Raw genomic sequence first — 16,840 nt, forward strand, 5'->3', positions numbered from 1 at the left:
GGGTCCTTGATGTAGATGTGATTGAGGGAATTGAGCGGACGAAGAGGAACGCAGATATTCAGTTGCGGCGCGGCTACCGTAAGGTGATTGCGTCCGTTAGTCGCTGGTGCGGACGGGGTCAGAGGGAAAGCTGGCCTGGGCCGCTAGCAATCTGGTCGACCGTCACACGTTGGGTACCGGACACTGTGCCTGGCTCGATCGAGTGACGGCTGGTGTTGATGTAGTGCAGTCGATCATCTTTTTCGATGCGCACGGCGAGGGCATAACTACGGCGTGGATCGATCAGGCTGCTGTCAAAAGTCAACGGCAGATTGATCGGCATCAGGCCGCCACAGCGCAGGCGCAGCTCGGCAAGGCTGATGGCCGGTGCGTCCGCCATGGAGACATCGATCAGGCTCAACTTGACCAGCCCGGACGGTGGAAGGGTGTTATCGCCAGAAGAAACGATTTCAACGTTGAATGATTTCATTAGCGTCATTTCAGAACTCCTTGACAGGGGGGCAGATGCAGCACATCGATACTCCCCCCTCTCAAGGGGCGTGAGCAGACTGAAAGCCTACCCTTGCACCAGATCCACCGGCTCATCACGGTGCAACGCCACCTGGCGGATCGACAGGCGCAGTTCCGCCGACAGCACACGCTTGGCCACGCCTTCTGCCAATTCGCCGAGCTTGTCGTGATAACCCAGCTTGCCTTGCGCGTCAGCGTGCAGCACTCCTTGCTCGACCAAGGTCTGGATGAAGTGGCGGAACAGGGTCTTGTCGAAGAACTCCGGGGCGTTCAGGCCATGCAAGATCGACAGGCGCTGGGCCATCATCACGCACAGGTCTTCCAGTTCTTCGGCGCTGAGGCTGTTCTGTCCGCTGTTGAGCAGCAGCGAAGTTGCCATGTAGAAGCGCTGCAGGGTCTGGGTGATGGTGCGGGCGAGCAGGGTGAGCAATACGAACTGCCGCGAGCTGGGTGCCGGGCGAATGTAAGTATCGTTGTCCTGGCGCAGCAGCCCTTGCTCGACCAGTGCGGCCAGCCACTGGTCGATCACCGCATCCAGCTGCTCCGGCGTCCAGCGCAGGAACAGTTCGGCCTGCAGGTAAGGGTACAGCGCATGCACATACTGGCCCAGCAGTTCGCGGCTCATGCGCGAGCTGCTGAGGAAGAAGCTGGCCAGCAGCGCCGGCAAGGCGAAAATGTGCAGCACGTTGTTGCGGTAATAGGTCATCAGCACCGCGTTGCCTTCATCCAGGTACAGGATGCGGCCAAGGGCGTCCTTCTGCTCGGCGACCAGGTTCATGCCGCGCACGTGTTCGATCAGCGCCAGGCCATCGCCCTCGGGCAGGGTGGTGTGCGGCGAATAGGGCACCTGGCGCAGCAAGGCCAGGTACAGGTCGAGCACGCGGGTCAGGGCGCGCTCGTCCAGGGCCAGGCGGCTGGTGGACAGCAGCGCCAGGGCCACCAGGTTGACCGGGTTGATCGCGGCCGCCTCGTTGAGGTGGCGGGCCACGGTTTCGCCCAGGCGGGTGGTGGCGGCGTTGAGCCAGGCAGGGCGGTATTGCGGGCCGTGGTCCTGTTCACGCCAGCCGGGCTGTTGCTGGTCGAGGAAGCCGGCCAGGCGGATCGGTTCGCCAAAGTTCACATACACCTGGCCAAAGCGCTGCTTTAGCGCACCGAATACCTTGAAGATGTCGAAGATCGACTCTTTCTTCTTGCTGGCACCGCGCAATTCGCCCAGGTAGGTGCGCCCTTCGAGCACGCGTTCGTAGCCGATGTACACCGGCACGAACACGATCGGTGTGCGCGACGAGCGCAGGAAGCTGCGCAAGGTAATGGCCAGCATCCCGGTGCGTGGCTGCAGCATGCGCCCGGTGCGCGAGCGGCCGCCTTCGACGAAGTATTCGACCGGGAACCCCTTGGTGTAGAGGGTGTGCAGGTATTCATTGAATACTGCGGTGTACAGCGGGTTGCCCTTGAACGTACGGCGCATGAAGAAGGCACCTCCACGGCGCAGCAGGTTGCCCACCAGCGGCATGTTGAGGTTGATGCCCGCAGCCACGTGCGGCGGTGTCAGGCCGTTGCGGAACAACAGGTACGACAGCAGCAGGTAATCGATGTGGCTGCGATGGCACGGTACGTAGATCACTTCGTGGCCAGGGGCGATGCCCTGCACCTGGTCGATGTGGTTGACCTTGATGCCGTCGTAAATCTTGTTCCAGAACCAGCTCAGCACCACTTCGAGAAAGCGGATGGCGGTGTAGGTGTAGTCCGAGGCGATCTCGTTGCCATAGCGCAGAGCCTGGGCTTCGGCCTTGGCCAGCGGCAGGTTCTCGCGCTGCGCCTCATCGACGATGGCCTGGCGCACCTGGGGGGCGTGGATCAGGCCCTTGACCAGGTTGCGCCGGTGCGAGATGTCCGGGCCGATGACGGCGGTCTTGAGGTTGCGAAAGTGCACGCGCATCAGGCGCTGGGCCATGCGCACGGTGCGCTCGTGGCCCTTGTTGTGCTGTACCAGTTCGCGCAGGTGGATGGGTGCGGAGAACTGCACCCGGGTCTTGCGCCCGAGGATCAGTACGGTCAGCAGCCGGCGCAGGCGCCCGGTAACTGCCCAGCTGTCGGCGAACAGCAACTTCCACGGGCTGGACTCACTCGCCGGGGTCTGGCCCCAGAACACACTGACCGGAATGATCTGCGCATCCTCTTCGGCATGCTGGCTGACGGCGGCGACCAGGCGCTCCAGGGTGGGCGGGGCGCCGCGCTTGTCATGGCGGCCAAGCCAGTCCGGGTCCGGGGTCAGGTAGAAGAATGCCGCCGGTTCCTGCAGCGGGCCAACCGCTACTGGCAGCACCGGGCGCGGCAGGCCTGCCTTGGTGCATTCATGGTCGAGCACGGCCAGGTCGGTGAGTGCGGGCGAGGGCAAGGCGTAGAACACCGGGCGGCTGCGGTCGAGCTTGAGGGTGAGGGAGGACTGGTTGATGGTCTCGGAGCGCACCCACAGGTACAACAGGCGACGCAGGGCGCCGAAGATCAGGCGGCGCAGGGGGGAACGGGTCATGGGGTGTGTGCCCTGGGTGTGATTTTCAGGTGGGTATCCAGCCATTTAGTCTGCCGTATCCGCGCAAGTTCAGCAAAAATCGCCGAACGGCGCGACGGTCATCAAATTTTTTTGTTCTGTGTCATATACTCGGCCTGCCACTTGCAAGATATTTGCGCAAGCGGCGTCGACACAGGGAGCAGACCCTGTGTCTGCAAGGCGATCTTCACAATAAAAATCCGGAGTAGTTCAGATGTCGTCTCGTGAGACTGGGAATGTAAAGTGGTTCAACGATGCCAAGGGTTATGGCTTCATTCAGCGCGAAGGTGGTGCGGATGTCTTCGTCCACTATCGGGCGATCCGCGGTGAGGGGCATCGTACCCTGGTCGAAGGGCAACGGGTGGAATACGCCTGCGTGCAGGGCCAGAAAGGCCTGCAAGCCGAAGACGTAGTGGGCCTCTGAGCCTCAAGCTGTAACGGTTTGTGTGGGAGCCGGCTTGCCGGCGATCACCGGCGAAGCCGGTGCCAGGCACCGTGTTGCCTGCATCGCCGGCAAGCCGGCTCCCACAAAAAATACCGCTCAAGCGGTGCGCCAGGTGATTTCCTCTTCACCGTCGGCGCTGATGCGGACCCAGCGGTCGGCATCTTCTTCCCCATCTTCTTCCACCCAGCCACCTGGCGCGCAACGCACTTCCACACCCAGTGCAGCAAATGCAGCGCGGGCGCAGGCGACGTCATCGGCCCACGGCGTCTGGTCGCTTTCCAGGTACAGGCTGTTCCATTTCCCTACAGCCTTGGGTAGCCAGGTGACCGGAATGTTACCGGCCAGGCATTTGAAGGTATGGCCTTTCTGCTTCCATTCGCTGCATGGGCCGATTGCCTGGGCGAGCCACTCGGCAATCTGCTTGTGGTCGACGTCGGCGTCCTTCAGGTAGATCTCGATATCAGGTTGGCGCATAAGGGCTCCGGGTGTGCTCAGTCTTGGCGCACGAAATAGTCATAACGCATTGAAACCGTGACTTCGAACGGCTCGGGCTGGTCGATGACCCGGGCACGCTTTTCGGCACTGGCGCGCCAGCCGTGCGGGGTCATGGCCAGCAGGTCGGCGCGGGCCTTGGGTGCGGCCAGGCTCAGGCGGAACTCCAGGGTTTCGCTGTGGGCATGGGCCATGCCTTCGGGGACCAGGGCCAGGTGTTTGTCGTCGGCATACGGGCGCACTTCATCGTAGAGCACTTCGCGCAGTTCCATCAGGTGGCCGCTGGTGGGGCCGACCCGCATCAGGCCGCCGCCGGGGCCGAGCAGGCGCTTGGCCTCGGCCCAGTCCAGCGGGCTGAACACGCTGGCGATGAACTGGCAGCTGGCGTCGGCAAGCGGCACGCGGGCCATGCTGGCGACCATCCAGGTAACCTCGGGCGCGCGGCGGCAGGCACGCTTGACTGCCTCGCGGGAAATGTCCAGTGCGTAGCCGTCGGCAGCCGGCAGAGCCTGGGCGATCTGCGCAGTGTAGTAACCCTCGCCGCAGCCGATGTCCAGCCAGGCCCCGGGCTGGCGCTCGGCGGCCAGCTCGGCCAGGCGGTGCGCCACCGGCGCGTAGTGGCCGGCGTCGAGGAAATCGCGGCGGGCTTCGACCATGGCCTGGTTGTCACCGGGGTCGCGGCTGTTCTTGTGCTGCACCGGCAGCAGGTTCAGGTAACCCTGGCGGGCCCGGTCGAAGCGGTGGCCGGCCGGGCACACAACACCGTTGTCGAGCCGGCTCAGCGGCGCCTGGCAAAGAGGGCAGGCGAGCATCAGGCGAGCAACCGGACCAGGGTCTGGTAATAAATTTCGGTCAGCAGGTCGAGGTCGCTGGCCAGGATCCGCTCATCCACCTGGTGGATGGTGGCGTTGACCGGGCCGAGTTCGACCACCTGGGTACCCATGGTGGCGATGAAGCGGCCATCGGAGGTACCGCCGCTGGTCGACGGCTGGGTGTCGCGACCGGTGACGCCCTTGATGCTGGCCGAAACGGCGTCCAGCAATTCGCCCGGTTCGGTAAGGAACGGCAGGCCCGACAGCGCCCAGTCGATCGACCAGTCCAGCTCGTGCTTGTCGAGGATTGCCGATACCCGCGCCTGCAGGCCTTCGACAGTCGACTCGGTGGAGAAGCGGAAGTTGAACAGTGCGGTCAGGTCGCCCGGGACCACATTGGTGGCACCGGTGCCGGAGTTGAGGTTGGAGATCTGGAAGCTGGTCGGCGGGAAGAACGCATTGCCTTCGTCCCAGTGCTCCGCCGCCAGTTCTGCCAGGGCCGGTGCGGCCAGGTGGATCGGGTTGCGTGCCAGGTGCGGGTAGGCCACATGGCCCTGCTTGCCGCGCACTGTGAGCTTGGCGCCCAACGAGCCACGGCGGCCGTTCTTGACCACGTCACCCAGCAAGGTGGTGCTGGAGGGCTCGCCAACGATGCACCAGTCCAGGCGCTCGTTGCGTGCTTTCAGGCGCTCGACCACGGCCTTGGTGCCATGGTGGGCCGGGCCTTCCTCGTCGCTGGTGATCAGGAACGCGACCTTGCCGCGGTGGTTCGGGTAGTCCTGCACGAAGCGCTCGCTGGCAATCACCATGGAGGCCAGGCTGCCTTTCATGTCGGCGGCGCCACGGCCGCAGAGCATGCCATCGGCGTCGATCAGCGCTTCGAACGGCTCATGCTGCCATTGCTGTACCGGGCCGGTGGGTACCACATCGGTGTGGCCGGCGAAGCACAGCACCGGGCCGTCCTGGTTGCCGTGAGTGGCCCAGAAGTTGTCGACGTCCTCGATACGCATCGGTTCCAGCTGGAAGCCCACGGCGCCCAGGCGATTCATCATCTGCGCCTGGCAGTCAGCGTCGACGGGGGTGACCGAGGGGCGACGGATCAGGTCGCAGGCCAGTTGTAGGGTGGGCGAGAGCTCGGCAGGGGCCGTCATGGGGGACTCCGGGGCAAGGCGGGGAAATCTGAGGGGCGTTATCTTATATCAAACCGTCAGGCCAATGGGGCCGCTTTGCGGCCCATCGCGACACAAGGCCGCTCCTACAAGCGATCGCGCCGCATCTGACAGGATGCGATCCACTGTAGGAGCGGCCTTGTGTCGCGAAAGGGGCGCAAAGCGCCCCCGGCATTCTCAAGCCTGCTGCGGCTCAGCGGCCTTCTCCCCAGGCTTGGGCAGCGAAGACAGGAACGCCATCACCAACGCCGCCACATAAGGCAACGACTGCACCAGCAACATCGCCACCCAGAAGCGCATGTCCGAACTCGGCAGGCCCTGCACCAGGTAGATACCCAGCGCCGCGCCCCACAACAGCAACATGATGAACAGCTCTTCCCGCGCCTCGGAAATCGCCATCAGCAACCCATGGCTGTCGGCGTTTTTCGGCGTGCGGAAGAACGGCATGCTGCTGGTGAAGAACCCGTACAGCACCGCCTTGGCGATGGTATGCGACAGTGCCAGCCCCGCCAGCGCCGCTGCAAAGGCATCTTTCAGGTTCACCCCTACGGCGCGGCGGTAAAGGAAGATGATCTTGCCGACCTTGAAGAAGAACAGTGCCAGCGGTGGAATGGCAAAGATCATCAATGGTGGGTCGACCCGGTGCGGCACGATGATCATTGCCGCCGACCACAGCAGTGCACCGATGGTGAAGAAGATGTTCATGCCATCAGCGATCCACGGCAGCCAGCCGGCCAGGAAGTGGTAGCGCTGGCCGCGGGTCAGCTCGCTACCCTTGCCGCGCAACAGGGCGCTGGCATGGTGCTTGATGATCTGGATGGCACCATACGCCCAGCGGAAGCGTTGCTTCTTGAAGTCGATGAAGGTGTCTGGCATCAGGCCTTTGCCGTAGCTGTTGTGGGCATACGCTGCCGACAGGCCCTTCTCGAACACTCGCAAGCCCAGTTCGGCGTCCTCGCAGATGCACCACTCGGCCCAGCCCAGCTCTTCCAGCACGCTGCGCCGGGTCATGGTCATGGTGCCGTGCTGGATGATCGCGTCACGGTCGTTGCGGGTGACCATGCCGATGTGGAAAAAACCCTTGTACTCGCTGTAGCACAGCTTCTTGAAAGCGCTTTCGTGCTGGTCGCGGTAGTCCTGCGGCGACTGCACCACGGCAATCTTCGGGTCGGCGAAGTGCGGCACCATGTGCTTGAGCCAGTTGCGGTCGACGCAGTAGTCCGAGTCGATCACCGCGATCACTTCTGCGTCCTTGGCGGTATGCGGGATCAGGTAGTTCAGCGCGCCGCCCTTGAAGCCGGCCAGGGGCGCGACATGGAAGAACCTGAAGCGCTCGCCGAGCTTCTCGCAATGGGCCTTTAGCGGCTCCCACACGGCTGGGTCCTTGGTGTTGTTGTCGATCACCAGCACTTCGTAGTCGGGGTAGTCCAGCGCGGCCAGGGCATCGAGGGTCTGTTTGACCATCTCTGGCGGCTCGTTGTAGCACGGCACATGCACCGACACCTTGGGCCGGTAGGCGCTGTCGGCCTGCACCGGCAGGAACTCGCGCCGGCGCTTGTGTATCCACACCGCCTCGGCCAGTTCGTGGGCCTCGGTGAGCAAAACGATGAACACGCCCAGCGCGCCGAGGGCCAGCAACACGCCCACGGTCAGGCTGAACCAGGTGCTGTATTGCTGGCTGTAGTCGTAGGCGATCCATACCAGCACCGACCCGCACAGGAAGGTGATGAAGGTCAGGAAGGTGCGGCCTCGCTGGCGCAGGGCCGAACCGTCGATGAACAGCACCATCAGGGCAATCATCGCCAGCACCACCGAGGCCACCGCCAGGGCACGCCATTGCGGGATCGCCACCACCGGGCCGTCGAAGTTGAATTTTTGCTGGCGTTCGGCGTTGTACACGCCCCAGTAGGCACCCACCGAGCCTTCGTCGCTGGCCTTCCACGGCTGGTCATAGGCTTCGATGACGAAGTAGTTGTAGCCACGCCGGTTGAGGGTGTTGACCAGGGTGCGCAGGTAGATGGCCTGGTCGGCCTGGGTGGCATCGGCGCCGCCGCGCATGCGGCCGTTGCTCGGCCAGCCAACTTCCGACAACAGCAGGGGTTTGCGCGGGAACTGGTGCTTCAGCTCGCGGGCGCGGTCGAGCACGAACTCGACCGAATCCTTCATCGGCACGAACTCCCAGTACGGCAGGATGTGCGCGGCAATCAGGTCGACGTGCTTGGCCAGCTGCGGGTTTTCCTTCCAGATGTGCCATTGCTCACTGGTGGTCACCGGCACCTTGACGGCTGCGCGTACCCGATCGAGGTACTTGATCAGGTTTTCCGGGGTGACTTCTTCACGGAACAGCGCTTCGTTGCCGACCACTACCCGAACCACGCTGCGCGAGTTGTTGGCCAGCTGGATGGCCGTGGCGATTTCGCGTTCGTTGCGCTCCAGGTCCGGGCTGATCCAGATGCCCAGCGTCACCCGCAGGCCGAACTCCTCGGCCAGGCGCGGGATATCCGCCTGGGTGCCCTCCACGGTGTAGATCCGGATGCTGTCGGTCAGTTTGCTCAACTGCTCCAGGTCCTGGCGCATCTCGTTGTCACTGGGGTACTGGCCCTTCTGCGGGCTTTCGCCCAGACGGAACGGTGAATACGAGAAACCAGAGATCTGCTCTGGCCAGGCGGGGGCGGAGACCGGGCGGTTGATCAGTGCCCAGAACCCGGTGAACAACGCGGCGATGGCCAGGACCACGACCAGGTTCAGGCCGAATTTACGTGAAGACATTGTCGTCCATATGTGTCGAAGTGATAGGACATTAAAGCAGGGTTGGTAGTCTCTTTCCTAACGATGCAGGCCATGGGCCCGCTGGCATATAATGCGCGCCGGTTTTTTGGGGTATGAACATGAGCACAGAAGATCCACGCTTCGCCGGCGTTGCCCGGCTGTATGGCGACCAGGGGCTGCACCGTCTGAGCCAGGCCCATGTGGCCGTGGTCGGTATAGGCGGGGTAGGCTCGTGGGCGGCGGAAGCGCTGGCACGCAGTGGCGTGGGCGAGATCACCCTGTTCGACCTCGACGATGTGTGCGTCAGCAACACCAACCGCCAGGCCCATGCCCTGGAAGGGCAGGTGGGGCGGCCCAAGGTCGAGGTCATGGCCGAGCGCCTGCGGGCTATCAACCCGGCGTGCACGGTGCATGCAGTGGCCGACTTCGTCACCCGCGACACCATGGTCGAATACATCACCGGAAACCTCGACTGTGTGATCGACTGTATCGACAGCGTCATGGCCAAGGCGGCGCTGATCGCCTGGTGCCGGCGGCGCAAGATCGCCATCGTCACTACCGGTGGCGCCGGTGGGCAGATCGACCCGACCCAAATCCAGATCGCCGACCTGAACAAGACCTTCAACGACCCGCTGGCCTCGCGGGTGCGTTCCACCCTGCGCCGCGACTACAACTTCTCGCGCAATGTCAGCCGCAACTATGGCGTGCCATGTGTGTTCTCCAGCGAACAGCTGCGCTACCCCAAGGGCGATGGCAGCGTTTGCTTGCAGAAAAGCTTCGTGGGCGAGGGTGTGCGGCTGGACTGCTCGGGTGGCTTTGGCGCGGTGATGATGGTGACCGCGACCTTTGGCATGGTGGCGGCGAGCAAGGCGGTGGAAAAACTGGTAGCGGGGGCGCGGCGGCCTTCGGAGCGGGTCAAGCCTGAATAACTGCTTCTGGCCCACTCGGTCCTACAGGTACAGCGCCAGCCAAAACACCACGCGATACCTGTGGGAGCGGGCGAGCCCGCGAAGAGGCCAGCACCGATTCAACGGTTGGAAGCCAACTCCGCCATCCGCTGCAACACCGCATGCAGCCCATTGCTGCGCGATGGCGACAGCTGACGCTCCAGGCCTAGCTGAGTGAACCACTCACGCAGATCGAGCCCGGCGAGCTCTTCGTTGGCCAACCCCTGCACCCGCACCAGCAACAACGCCAGCAGCCCGCGCAACAGGCGTGCATCGCTGCTGGCCTTGAACCGCCACAAACCCTCGACCTGCTCGGCCACCAGCCATACCAGGCTTTCGCAGCCATGCACGCGGTTAGCCTCGGTCTTATCGCTGTCAGCCAGCGGTTCCAGCCGGTCGCCCCACTGCATCAGCAGCCGCGCACGCTGTTCCCAACCCTTGCCCTGCTCGAAAGCTTCCAGCGCCTGGCGCGCCTGATCGGGCAGCGTCATCGCAACAGCTCCAGGCCTTGATCCAGCGCCGCGAAGAAACGCTGCAAGTCATCGCTGTCGTTATACAGCCCCAATGACACGCGGATCGCGCCCTCCAGGCCCAAACCCTTCAGCAGCGGCATGGCACAGTGGTGGCCGGCACGCACGGCAATGCCTTGCTCGGTCAGCAGGTGAGCGATGTCGGCGTTGTGTACGCCTTCAATGACGAAACTGGCAAGGGCCGCCTGTGGGTTGCCCAGGATACGCACCCCATCACGGTCCGCCAGGCCGCGCAGCAGATGCTGGTGCAGGCTGGTTTCATGGGCTTCGAGTGCCTGGGCATCGAGGCTTGCCAGGTAGTCCAGGGTCGCGCCCAGGCCGATCACTCCGGCGATCGGCGGCGTACCTGCCTCGAACCCCAGCGGTGCCGGGCGAAAGCTGGCGCTTTGGTACTCGGCCAGTTGCACCATTTCGCCACCGAACTGCCAGTGGTGCAGCAGGTCCAGCGCCTCGCTGCGGCCGTACAGCACGCCAACACCTTCCGGACCGTACAGCTTGTGGCTGGAGAATACATAGAAGTCGCAGCCAAGCTGCTGCACATCATGGCGGCCATGCACCACGCCCTGGGCACCGTCGACCACGGTCAACGCGCCTTGGGCGCGGGCATGAGCCAGCAGCGCCGGTAGCGGCTGCCATGTGCCCAGCACGTTGGACAGCTGGCTCACCGCCAGCACCCGGGTGCGCGGGCCGATCAGTTGCAGCGCCTGGTCCAGGTCGATGCGGCCATGGGCATCCAGCGGCAGCACCACCAGGCGCAAGTTGCGCCGGCGCGCCAACTGTTGCCAGGGCAGCAGGTTGGCATGGTGCTCCAGGGCGCTGACGGCAATTTCGTCACCGGCCTCGAAGCGGTGTTCCAGGCCGTAGGCCAGCAAGTTCAGCGCCGAGGTAGCACCGTGGGTGAAGATGATCTGCCGCGAGTCTGCAGCATTGAGCCAGGCGGCAACCTTGTCACGACTGGTTTCGAAGGCCTGGGTCGCCAGTGCGCCGGGCAAGTGCTGGGCACGGTGCACGTTGGCCGCGCCATGGCCGTAGTAATGGCTCAGGGCATCGAGCAAGGCTTGCGGCTTCTGGGTGGTGGCGGCGCTGTCCAGGTAGGTCTGGTGCTGCCGTTGCAGGGCGGCGATGGCGGGAAAATCGGCACGCCAGGGGGAGGGCTGGAACATGGTCGCGGGGCCTGGAATGAAAATCGGGTCTGGCACCTTGGCGCCAGACCCGATCTTAACACTTCAAACCGCCGAGGGTTCTCAGTTGTGCGCGTGCAGCGCCTCGTTCAGCTCGATGGCCGACTTGTGGGTCTTGCACTCCACCGCGCCATTCAGCGAGTTGCGGCGGAACAGCAGGTCGGTCTGGCCGGCCAGGTCGCGGGCCTTGACCACCTTGACCAGCTGGTTGTTCTCGTCCAGCAGGTTCACCTTGGTACCGGCGGTGATGTACAGGCCGGCTTCGACGGTGTTGCGGTCGCCCAGCGGAATGCCGATACCGGCGTTGGCGCCGATCAGGCAGCCTTCGCCAACCTTGATGACGATGTTGCCGCCACCGGACAGGGTGCCCATGGTCGAGCAGCCGCCGCCCAGGTCCGAGCCCTTGCCGACGAATACGCCCGCGGAAACGCGGCCTTCGATCATGCCCGGGCCTTCGGTGCCGGCGTTAAAGTTGACGAAGCCTTCGTGCATGATGGTGGTGCCTTCGCCGATGTAGGCGCCCAGGCGCACGCGGGCGGTGTCGGCGATACGTACGCCGGCCGGGACCACGTAGTCGGTCATCTTCGGGAACTTGTCCACCGAGAACACTTCCAGCAGCTCGCCCTTCAGGCGCGCTTCCAGTTGCAGTTCGGCGAGTTCGGCCAGGTCGACCGCGCCCTGGTTGGTCCAGGCCACGTTCGGCAGCAGCGGGAAGATGCCGGCCAGGCTCACGCCGTGCGGCTTGACCAGGCGGTGCGACAGCAGGTGCAGCTTGAGGTAGGCCTCTGGGGTCGAGGTCAGCGCGGCGTCTTCGGCCAGCAGGGTGGCGACCAGCGGCTTGTGGCTTTCAGCCAGGCGGGTCAGCAGGGCGGCCTGGGCGGCATCCACGCCTTTCACGGCTTCGGCCAGTTGCGCGGCCTGGGCGTTGCTGAAGGCGATGGCCTGGTTGCCACCTTGGTAACCGAGAACCGGGGCTACTGCAGCGACCAGTTCGGCGCTCGGGTTGAGCAGCGGTTGTGCGTAGAACACTTCCAGCCAGGCGCCCTGGCGGTTCTGGGAGCCGACACCGAAGGCCAGGCTGAACAGGGTATTGGACATGTGATTACCTCGTGCGAAATAGGGTAGCGGCTCAGGCCAGGGCAGCGGCATACAGGTCGGGCTTGAAGCCGACCAGGGTACGCGCGCCAAGGTCGAGCACCGGGCGCTTGATCATCGACGGCTGGGCCAGCATCAGCTCGACGGCCTTGGCCTGGTCGAGGTCGGCCTTGCTGGCGTCGTCCAGCTTGCGGAAGGTGGTGCCGGCACGGTTGAGGATGACTTCCCAGCCGTGTTCGTCGCACCAGCGATTCAGGCTGTCACGATCGATGCCTTGGGCCTTGTAGTCGTGGAATTCGTAGGCGATGGCCTGGTCTTCGAGCCAGGTACGCGCCTTTTTCATGGTGTCACAGGCTTTGATGCCGTAGAGCGTGTAGGTCATTGTGTGCATTGGGGTCACAGGCTGCCCCAATCTCTCCGTTTTCCAATTTCAGTCGCGGGATTATGCGGGAACGATCCTCGCGGCGCCACGCCCGTGGTGCCCACGTTTATTGATCAAGGTATGTCTCAAGCGACCAGGCGCTGTACCGAACCGATGATCTCATCACCGTGTTGCTGTTCGGCGGTGCGCAGATCGAAGGCGGTCTGCAGGTTGAGCCAGAACTCGGGGGTGGTGTCCAGGCAGATGGACAGGCGCAGCGCCATGTCGGCGGAAACACCGCCCCGTTCACGCAGGATGTTGTTGACGGTTGGCGTGGCAACGCCTAGCGCCCGGGCCAGTGCCGCGGCGCTGAAACCCATTTCTTTCTGAAAGTCCTCACGCAGGACTTCTCCGGGATGAATCGGACGCATACCGTTCTTGAGCATGATGCACCTCAGTGGTAATCGACAATTTCAACGTTAATCGGCCCGTTGTCGGTCCAGGTAAAGCACAGGCGCCATTGGTCATTGACACGGATACTGTGCTGGCCGGCACGGTTGCCGCTCAATGCCTCGAGACGGTTGCCAGGTGGCGACCGAAGGTCTCGCAGCTCTGTTGCGGCATCGAGCATGGCCAGTTTGCGTTCCGCAACTGACTTGATATCTGACCAACGCCGTGTCTTTCCATGAATAAAAAGTGCTTCCGTGTCGGCACAGCTAAAGCTTCGAATCATGAGGCTGAATGCTTAACGTTATTCGTTAAGCATGATTATACGACGGGTTTTCAGCAGTTCAAGCGCTGACTAGCGCACGATGCTCGCCAACCTCAGTCACGATTGCTGGGTATCATCATGTTACATATTCATCTGCCACCTGCGACTATCGTGCAGCGGCCCCGAATCGCCCATCGCCGCTAACATATTGTTTCAATGGCGATGTTTCGCCCTGTTGTCGTCTCTGGTTCACAAAGGAAGCTTTCCCGGATGCAGTCCGCCTATACCGTTCTCATCCTGCTGACGCTGGTCAGCGTGTCGAAGCTGGTCGGCCGCATGATTCCGCTGCCCTTGCCGCTGGTGCAGATCGCCGCCGGTGCCTTGCTCGCCTGGCCGACACTGGGCCTGCATGTGGCACTGGACCCCGAGCTGTTCCTGTTCCTGTTCCTGCCGCCGCTGTTGTTCGCCGACGGCTGGCGCATTCCCAAGCGCGAGTTGTGGCGCATTCGTGGGCCGGTGGTGGCGCTGGCCGTGGGCCTTGTGCTGTTTACCGTGGTCGGTGCCGGTTACTTCATTCACTGGTTGCTGCCAAGCATCCCGCTGCCCGTGGCCTTCGCCCTGGCCGCAGTGCTGTCGCCGACCGACGCCGTGGCGGTTTCGGCCATTACCCAGGACCGGCTGCCCACCCCGCTGATGCACATGCTCCAGGGCGAGGCCCTGATGAACGATGCCTCGGGCCTGGTGACCTTCAAGTTTGCCCTGGCGGCGGCGATCACCGGGGTGTTCTCGCTGACGGATGCAAGCTTCAGCTTCGTTCTGGTCGCCCTGGGCGGCCTGGCGGTGGGCGTGGCCCTGAGCTGGCTGATCGGCCGCCTGCGGGCATGGATGATCGCCCGCGGCTGGGACGACCCGGCCACCCACGTGGTGTTCATGTTGCTGCTGCCTTTCGCCGCCTACGTGCTGGCCGAGCGCCTGGGCGTGTCGGGCATCCTTTCGGCGGTGGCGGCCGGCATGATGCAGAGCTGGCTCGACCTGCTGCCAAGGCAGACCAGCACGCGCCTGCTCAACCGCAGCGTGTGGTCGCTGTTGGAGTTCGCTTTCAATGGCCTGATTTTCCTGCTGTTGGGCCTGCAGCTGCCAGACATCATCAAGGCGGTGGTCAGCCACGAAGCGACTGTATGGCCGACCCTGGCCTACCGCTGTCTGGACGTGGTGGCGATCTTTGCCGCGCTGATCTTGTTGCGGTTCATCTGGGTGCAGAGCATCTGGCGCTCGATCGGTGTGGTACGCCGCTGGCGCGGCAAGCCCGCGCTGGTGCTGATGCCCACGGCGCGTTCCTGCTGGTTGCTGACCCTGGGTGGTGTGCGCGGTGCGGTCACCCTGGCCGGCGTGATGTCGATCCCGCTGCTGATAGGGGCGGGCAAAGCCTTCCCGGAGCGTGACCTGCTGATTTTCATTGCGGCGGGGGTGATCCTGCTGTCATTGATCAGTGCCTGTATCGCGTTGCCGATTTTACTGCGCGGTATTACCAAAAGCCCGGACGAGCGGCTGCATCAGGAGGTGCAGGAAGCGTGGCGACGCACGGCCGAGGCGGCGATCCATGCGCTGGAGGCCGAGGAAGTGATCGACAGCAATGCGCCGCAGGATGCCGCGCAGGCGACTCTGGCGACCGAGTTGAAGGCGCGCTTGATGGCGGAATACCGTGATGAGCTGGACAGCTATAACGACAGCGCCGAGGCCAAGGCCCTGGCCGAGCAGATGGACCTGCTGGAGCGGCGTTTGCGCTTGCGGGCGCTGCGGGCGCAGCGGTTGGAACTGTACAACCTGCATCGCCAGCATCTGGTGGGGGATGAGGTGGTGCGGCAGGTGCTGGGGGAGCTGGATATGAGTGAGGCAAACCTGGGGGCAGTCAGGTAGATCGTGGGGCTTCCCTCTTAGGGCTCCTGTGGGAGCGGGTTCACCCGCGAACACCGGCAAAGCCGGTGCCATGCACCGCGTTGCATTCTTCGCGGGTAAACCCGCTCCCACAGGTCTTGCGAAATCAGCGGTTCTGCAGAAACGCGCGAATTCGCTCCGCCGCCTCGATGCACTCGGCCAGCGGTGCAACCAGTGCCATGCGCACACGCCCGGCACCCGGGTTCACGCCATCCACTTCACGCGACAGGTACGACCCCGGCACCACCGTCACATGCTGGGCCTCGAACAGGTCGCGGGTGAATTCGGCATCGCCGCCGGGTACCTTGGCCCACAAGTAAAAGCTGCCATCCGGGCGCTGCACATCCAGCACCGGCTGCAGGATATCCAGCACGGCATCGTACTTGGCGCGGTACTGGTCGCGATTCTCGCGCACATGCGCCTCGTCCTGCCAGGCAGCAATGCTGGCCAGCTGGGTTTGTACCGGCATGGCGCAGCCGTGGTAGGTACGGTACAGCAGGAACGGCTTGATGATCTCGGCGTCACCGGCGACGAAGCCGGAGCGCAGGCCCGGCAGGTTGGAGCGCTTGGACAGGCTGTGGAATACCACGCAGCGCTTGAAGTCGCTGCGGCCCAGTTCCGCACAGGCAGTCAGCAGGCCTGGTGGTGGGGCATCCTCGTCGAAGTACAGCTCGCTGTAGCACTCGTCGGCGGCAATCACGAAGTCGTGCTCGTCGGCCAGGGCAATCAGCTTCTTCAGTGTGGCTATCGGCACCAGTGCGCCGGTGGGGTTGCCCGGCGAGCACAGGAACAGGATCTGGCAACGCTTCCACACTTCAGCCGGCACGGCGTCGAAGTCGGGGTTGAAACCGTTGCTTTCCAGGCAGGGCAGGTAGTGCGGGGTGGCACCGGCCAGCAGCGCTGCGCCTTCGTAGATCTGGTAGAACGGGTTGGGGCTGACCACCAGGCCGTCATCGGCGCGGTTGACCACGGCCTGGGTGAAGGCGAACAGCGCTTCACGGGTGCCGTTGACCGGCAGGATGTGGCGGTCGGCATCCAGCCAGCCGGCCGGTACGCCGAAGCGCCGCTCGCACCACTGGCCGATGGCCTGGCGCAGGGCCGGCAGGCCGATGGTGCTTGGGTACACTGCCAGCTTGTCGAGGTTGTCGGCCATGGCCTGGGCAACGAACGCCGGCGATTCGTGCTTCGGCTCACCGATCGACAGGGCGATGGCGCGCTTGTCCGCCGCAGGTGCAACGCTACCCAGCAGGGCGCGAAGTTTCTCGAACGGGTAGGGCTGAAGCTGGGTCAAGGCATGGTTCATCGGCGCAAGGTCTCGTCAATCGTCTAGT

Annotated in this window: 16 protein-coding genes; 3 read left to right on the top strand and 13 right to left on the bottom strand. The window is 63.8% G+C overall.

Annotated features, from left to right (window positions below):
• Positions 1 to 118: 118 nt before the first annotated feature.
• Both RIN61_RS17390 and plsB read right to left on the bottom strand, forming a co-directional pair.
• Positions 119 to 478 (bottom strand): YbaY family lipoprotein, encoded by a 360-nt coding sequence (locus RIN61_RS17390; RefSeq protein ID WP_112251018.1) that lies wholly within the window; start codon positions 476 to 478, stop codon positions 119 to 121.
• A gap of 78 nt (positions 479 to 556) precedes the next feature.
• Positions 557 to 3,043 carry a glycerol-3-phosphate 1-O-acyltransferase PlsB gene (gene plsB / locus RIN61_RS17395; RefSeq protein WP_112251020.1) on the bottom strand — a complete coding sequence of 829 codons (2,487 nt, stop codon included), beginning with the start codon at positions 3,041 to 3,043 and terminating at the stop codon, positions 557 to 559.
• Positions 3,044 to 3,275: 232 nt separating this feature from the next.
• On the opposite strand from plsB, the gene RIN61_RS17400 reads away from it, so the two are divergent.
• Positions 3,276 to 3,485, top strand: a complete 210-nt coding sequence (locus RIN61_RS17400; RefSeq protein ID WP_003252255.1) for a cold-shock protein — start codon at positions 3,276 to 3,278, stop codon at positions 3,483 to 3,485.
• 117 nt (positions 3,486 to 3,602) lie between these two features.
• Here RIN61_RS17400 and RIN61_RS17405 read toward each other — a convergent pair whose 3' ends face one another.
• The 4 genes from RIN61_RS17405 to RIN61_RS17420 form a co-directional block, all read right to left on the bottom strand.
• The gene (locus RIN61_RS17405) at positions 3,603 to 3,980 is read right to left on the bottom strand and encodes a hypothetical protein (protein ID WP_112251022.1); all 378 of its coding nucleotides are present in this window, start codon (positions 3,978 to 3,980) and stop codon (positions 3,603 to 3,605) included.
• Between the two features lie 17 nt (positions 3,981 to 3,997).
• Positions 3,998 to 4,810: a putative RNA methyltransferase gene (locus RIN61_RS17410; RefSeq protein ID WP_252378628.1), complete on the bottom strand. Its 813-nt coding sequence runs from the start codon at positions 4,808 to 4,810 to the stop codon at positions 3,998 to 4,000.
• Complete coding sequence (dapE, locus tag RIN61_RS17415) at positions 4,810 to 5,961, bottom strand: succinyl-diaminopimelate desuccinylase (protein WP_252378629.1); 1,152 nt, start codon at positions 5,959 to 5,961, stop codon at positions 4,810 to 4,812. Before dapE ends, RIN61_RS17410 begins: the two co-directional genes overlap by 1 nt.
• 195 nt (positions 5,962 to 6,156) lie before the next feature.
• A complete protein-coding gene (locus tag RIN61_RS17420; protein ID WP_112251027.1) occupies positions 6,157 to 8,748 on the bottom strand; it encodes a glycosyltransferase in 2,592 nt (863 codons plus the stop codon).
• Between the two features lie 119 nt (positions 8,749 to 8,867).
• Here RIN61_RS17420 and tcdA point away from each other — a divergent pair, with 119 nt between their 5' ends.
• Complete coding sequence (gene tcdA / locus RIN61_RS17425) at positions 8,868 to 9,677, top strand: tRNA cyclic N6-threonylcarbamoyladenosine(37) synthase TcdA (RefSeq protein WP_313853096.1); 810 nt, start codon at positions 8,868 to 8,870, stop codon at positions 9,675 to 9,677.
• A 98-nt stretch (positions 9,678 to 9,775) separates the two neighbouring features.
• Here tcdA and RIN61_RS17430 read toward each other — a convergent pair whose 3' ends face one another.
• The 6 genes from RIN61_RS17430 to RIN61_RS17455 form a co-directional block, all read right to left on the bottom strand.
• On the bottom strand, positions 9,776 to 10,186 hold the full coding sequence (locus RIN61_RS17430) for a SufE family protein (protein WP_215520361.1): 411 nt from the start codon (positions 10,184 to 10,186) through the stop codon (positions 9,776 to 9,778).
• Positions 10,183 to 11,388: a cysteine desulfurase gene (locus tag RIN61_RS17435; RefSeq protein ID WP_207877140.1), complete on the bottom strand. Its 1,206-nt coding sequence runs from the start codon at positions 11,386 to 11,388 to the stop codon at positions 10,183 to 10,185. The genes RIN61_RS17430 and RIN61_RS17435 overlap by 4 nt, the downstream gene beginning before the upstream one ends.
• A gap of 81 nt (positions 11,389 to 11,469) precedes the next feature.
• Complete coding sequence (dapD, locus tag RIN61_RS17440) at positions 11,470 to 12,504, bottom strand: 2,3,4,5-tetrahydropyridine-2,6-dicarboxylate N-succinyltransferase (RefSeq protein ID WP_025337969.1); 1,035 nt, start codon at positions 12,502 to 12,504, stop codon at positions 11,470 to 11,472.
• A 31-nt stretch (positions 12,505 to 12,535) separates the two neighbouring features.
• Complete coding sequence (locus RIN61_RS17445; RefSeq protein WP_025337970.1) at positions 12,536 to 12,883, bottom strand: ArsC family reductase; 348 nt, start codon at positions 12,881 to 12,883, stop codon at positions 12,536 to 12,538.
• Positions 12,884 to 13,008: 125 nt separating this feature from the next.
• Positions 13,009 to 13,308, bottom strand: coding sequence for a type II toxin-antitoxin system antitoxin GraA (gene graA, locus RIN61_RS17450; RefSeq protein WP_004375387.1), 300 nt, complete (start codon positions 13,306 to 13,308; stop codon positions 13,009 to 13,011).
• 8 nt (positions 13,309 to 13,316) lie between these two features.
• On the bottom strand, positions 13,317 to 13,595 hold the full coding sequence (locus RIN61_RS17455) for a type II toxin-antitoxin system RelE/ParE family toxin (RefSeq protein WP_112251035.1): 279 nt from the start codon (positions 13,593 to 13,595) through the stop codon (positions 13,317 to 13,319).
• A gap of 249 nt (positions 13,596 to 13,844) precedes the next feature.
• On the opposite strand from RIN61_RS17455, the gene RIN61_RS17460 reads away from it, so the two are divergent.
• Entirely contained in the window at positions 13,845 to 15,491 is a 1,647-nt protein-coding gene (locus RIN61_RS17460) for a Na+/H+ antiporter (protein WP_112251037.1), read from the top strand.
• 124 nt (positions 15,492 to 15,615) lie between these two features.
• On the opposite strand, the gene dapC is transcribed toward RIN61_RS17460, so the two are convergent.
• Entirely contained in the window at positions 15,616 to 16,812 is a 1,197-nt protein-coding gene (gene dapC / locus RIN61_RS17465) for a succinyldiaminopimelate transaminase (protein WP_112251039.1), read from the bottom strand.
• Positions 16,813 to 16,840 lie beyond the last annotated feature (28 nt).

Origin of the sequence: Pseudomonas inefficax (genome assembly GCF_032164165.1) — a bacterium.
Taxonomy (GTDB): Bacteria; Pseudomonadota; Gammaproteobacteria; order Pseudomonadales; family Pseudomonadaceae; genus Aquipseudomonas; species Aquipseudomonas inefficax.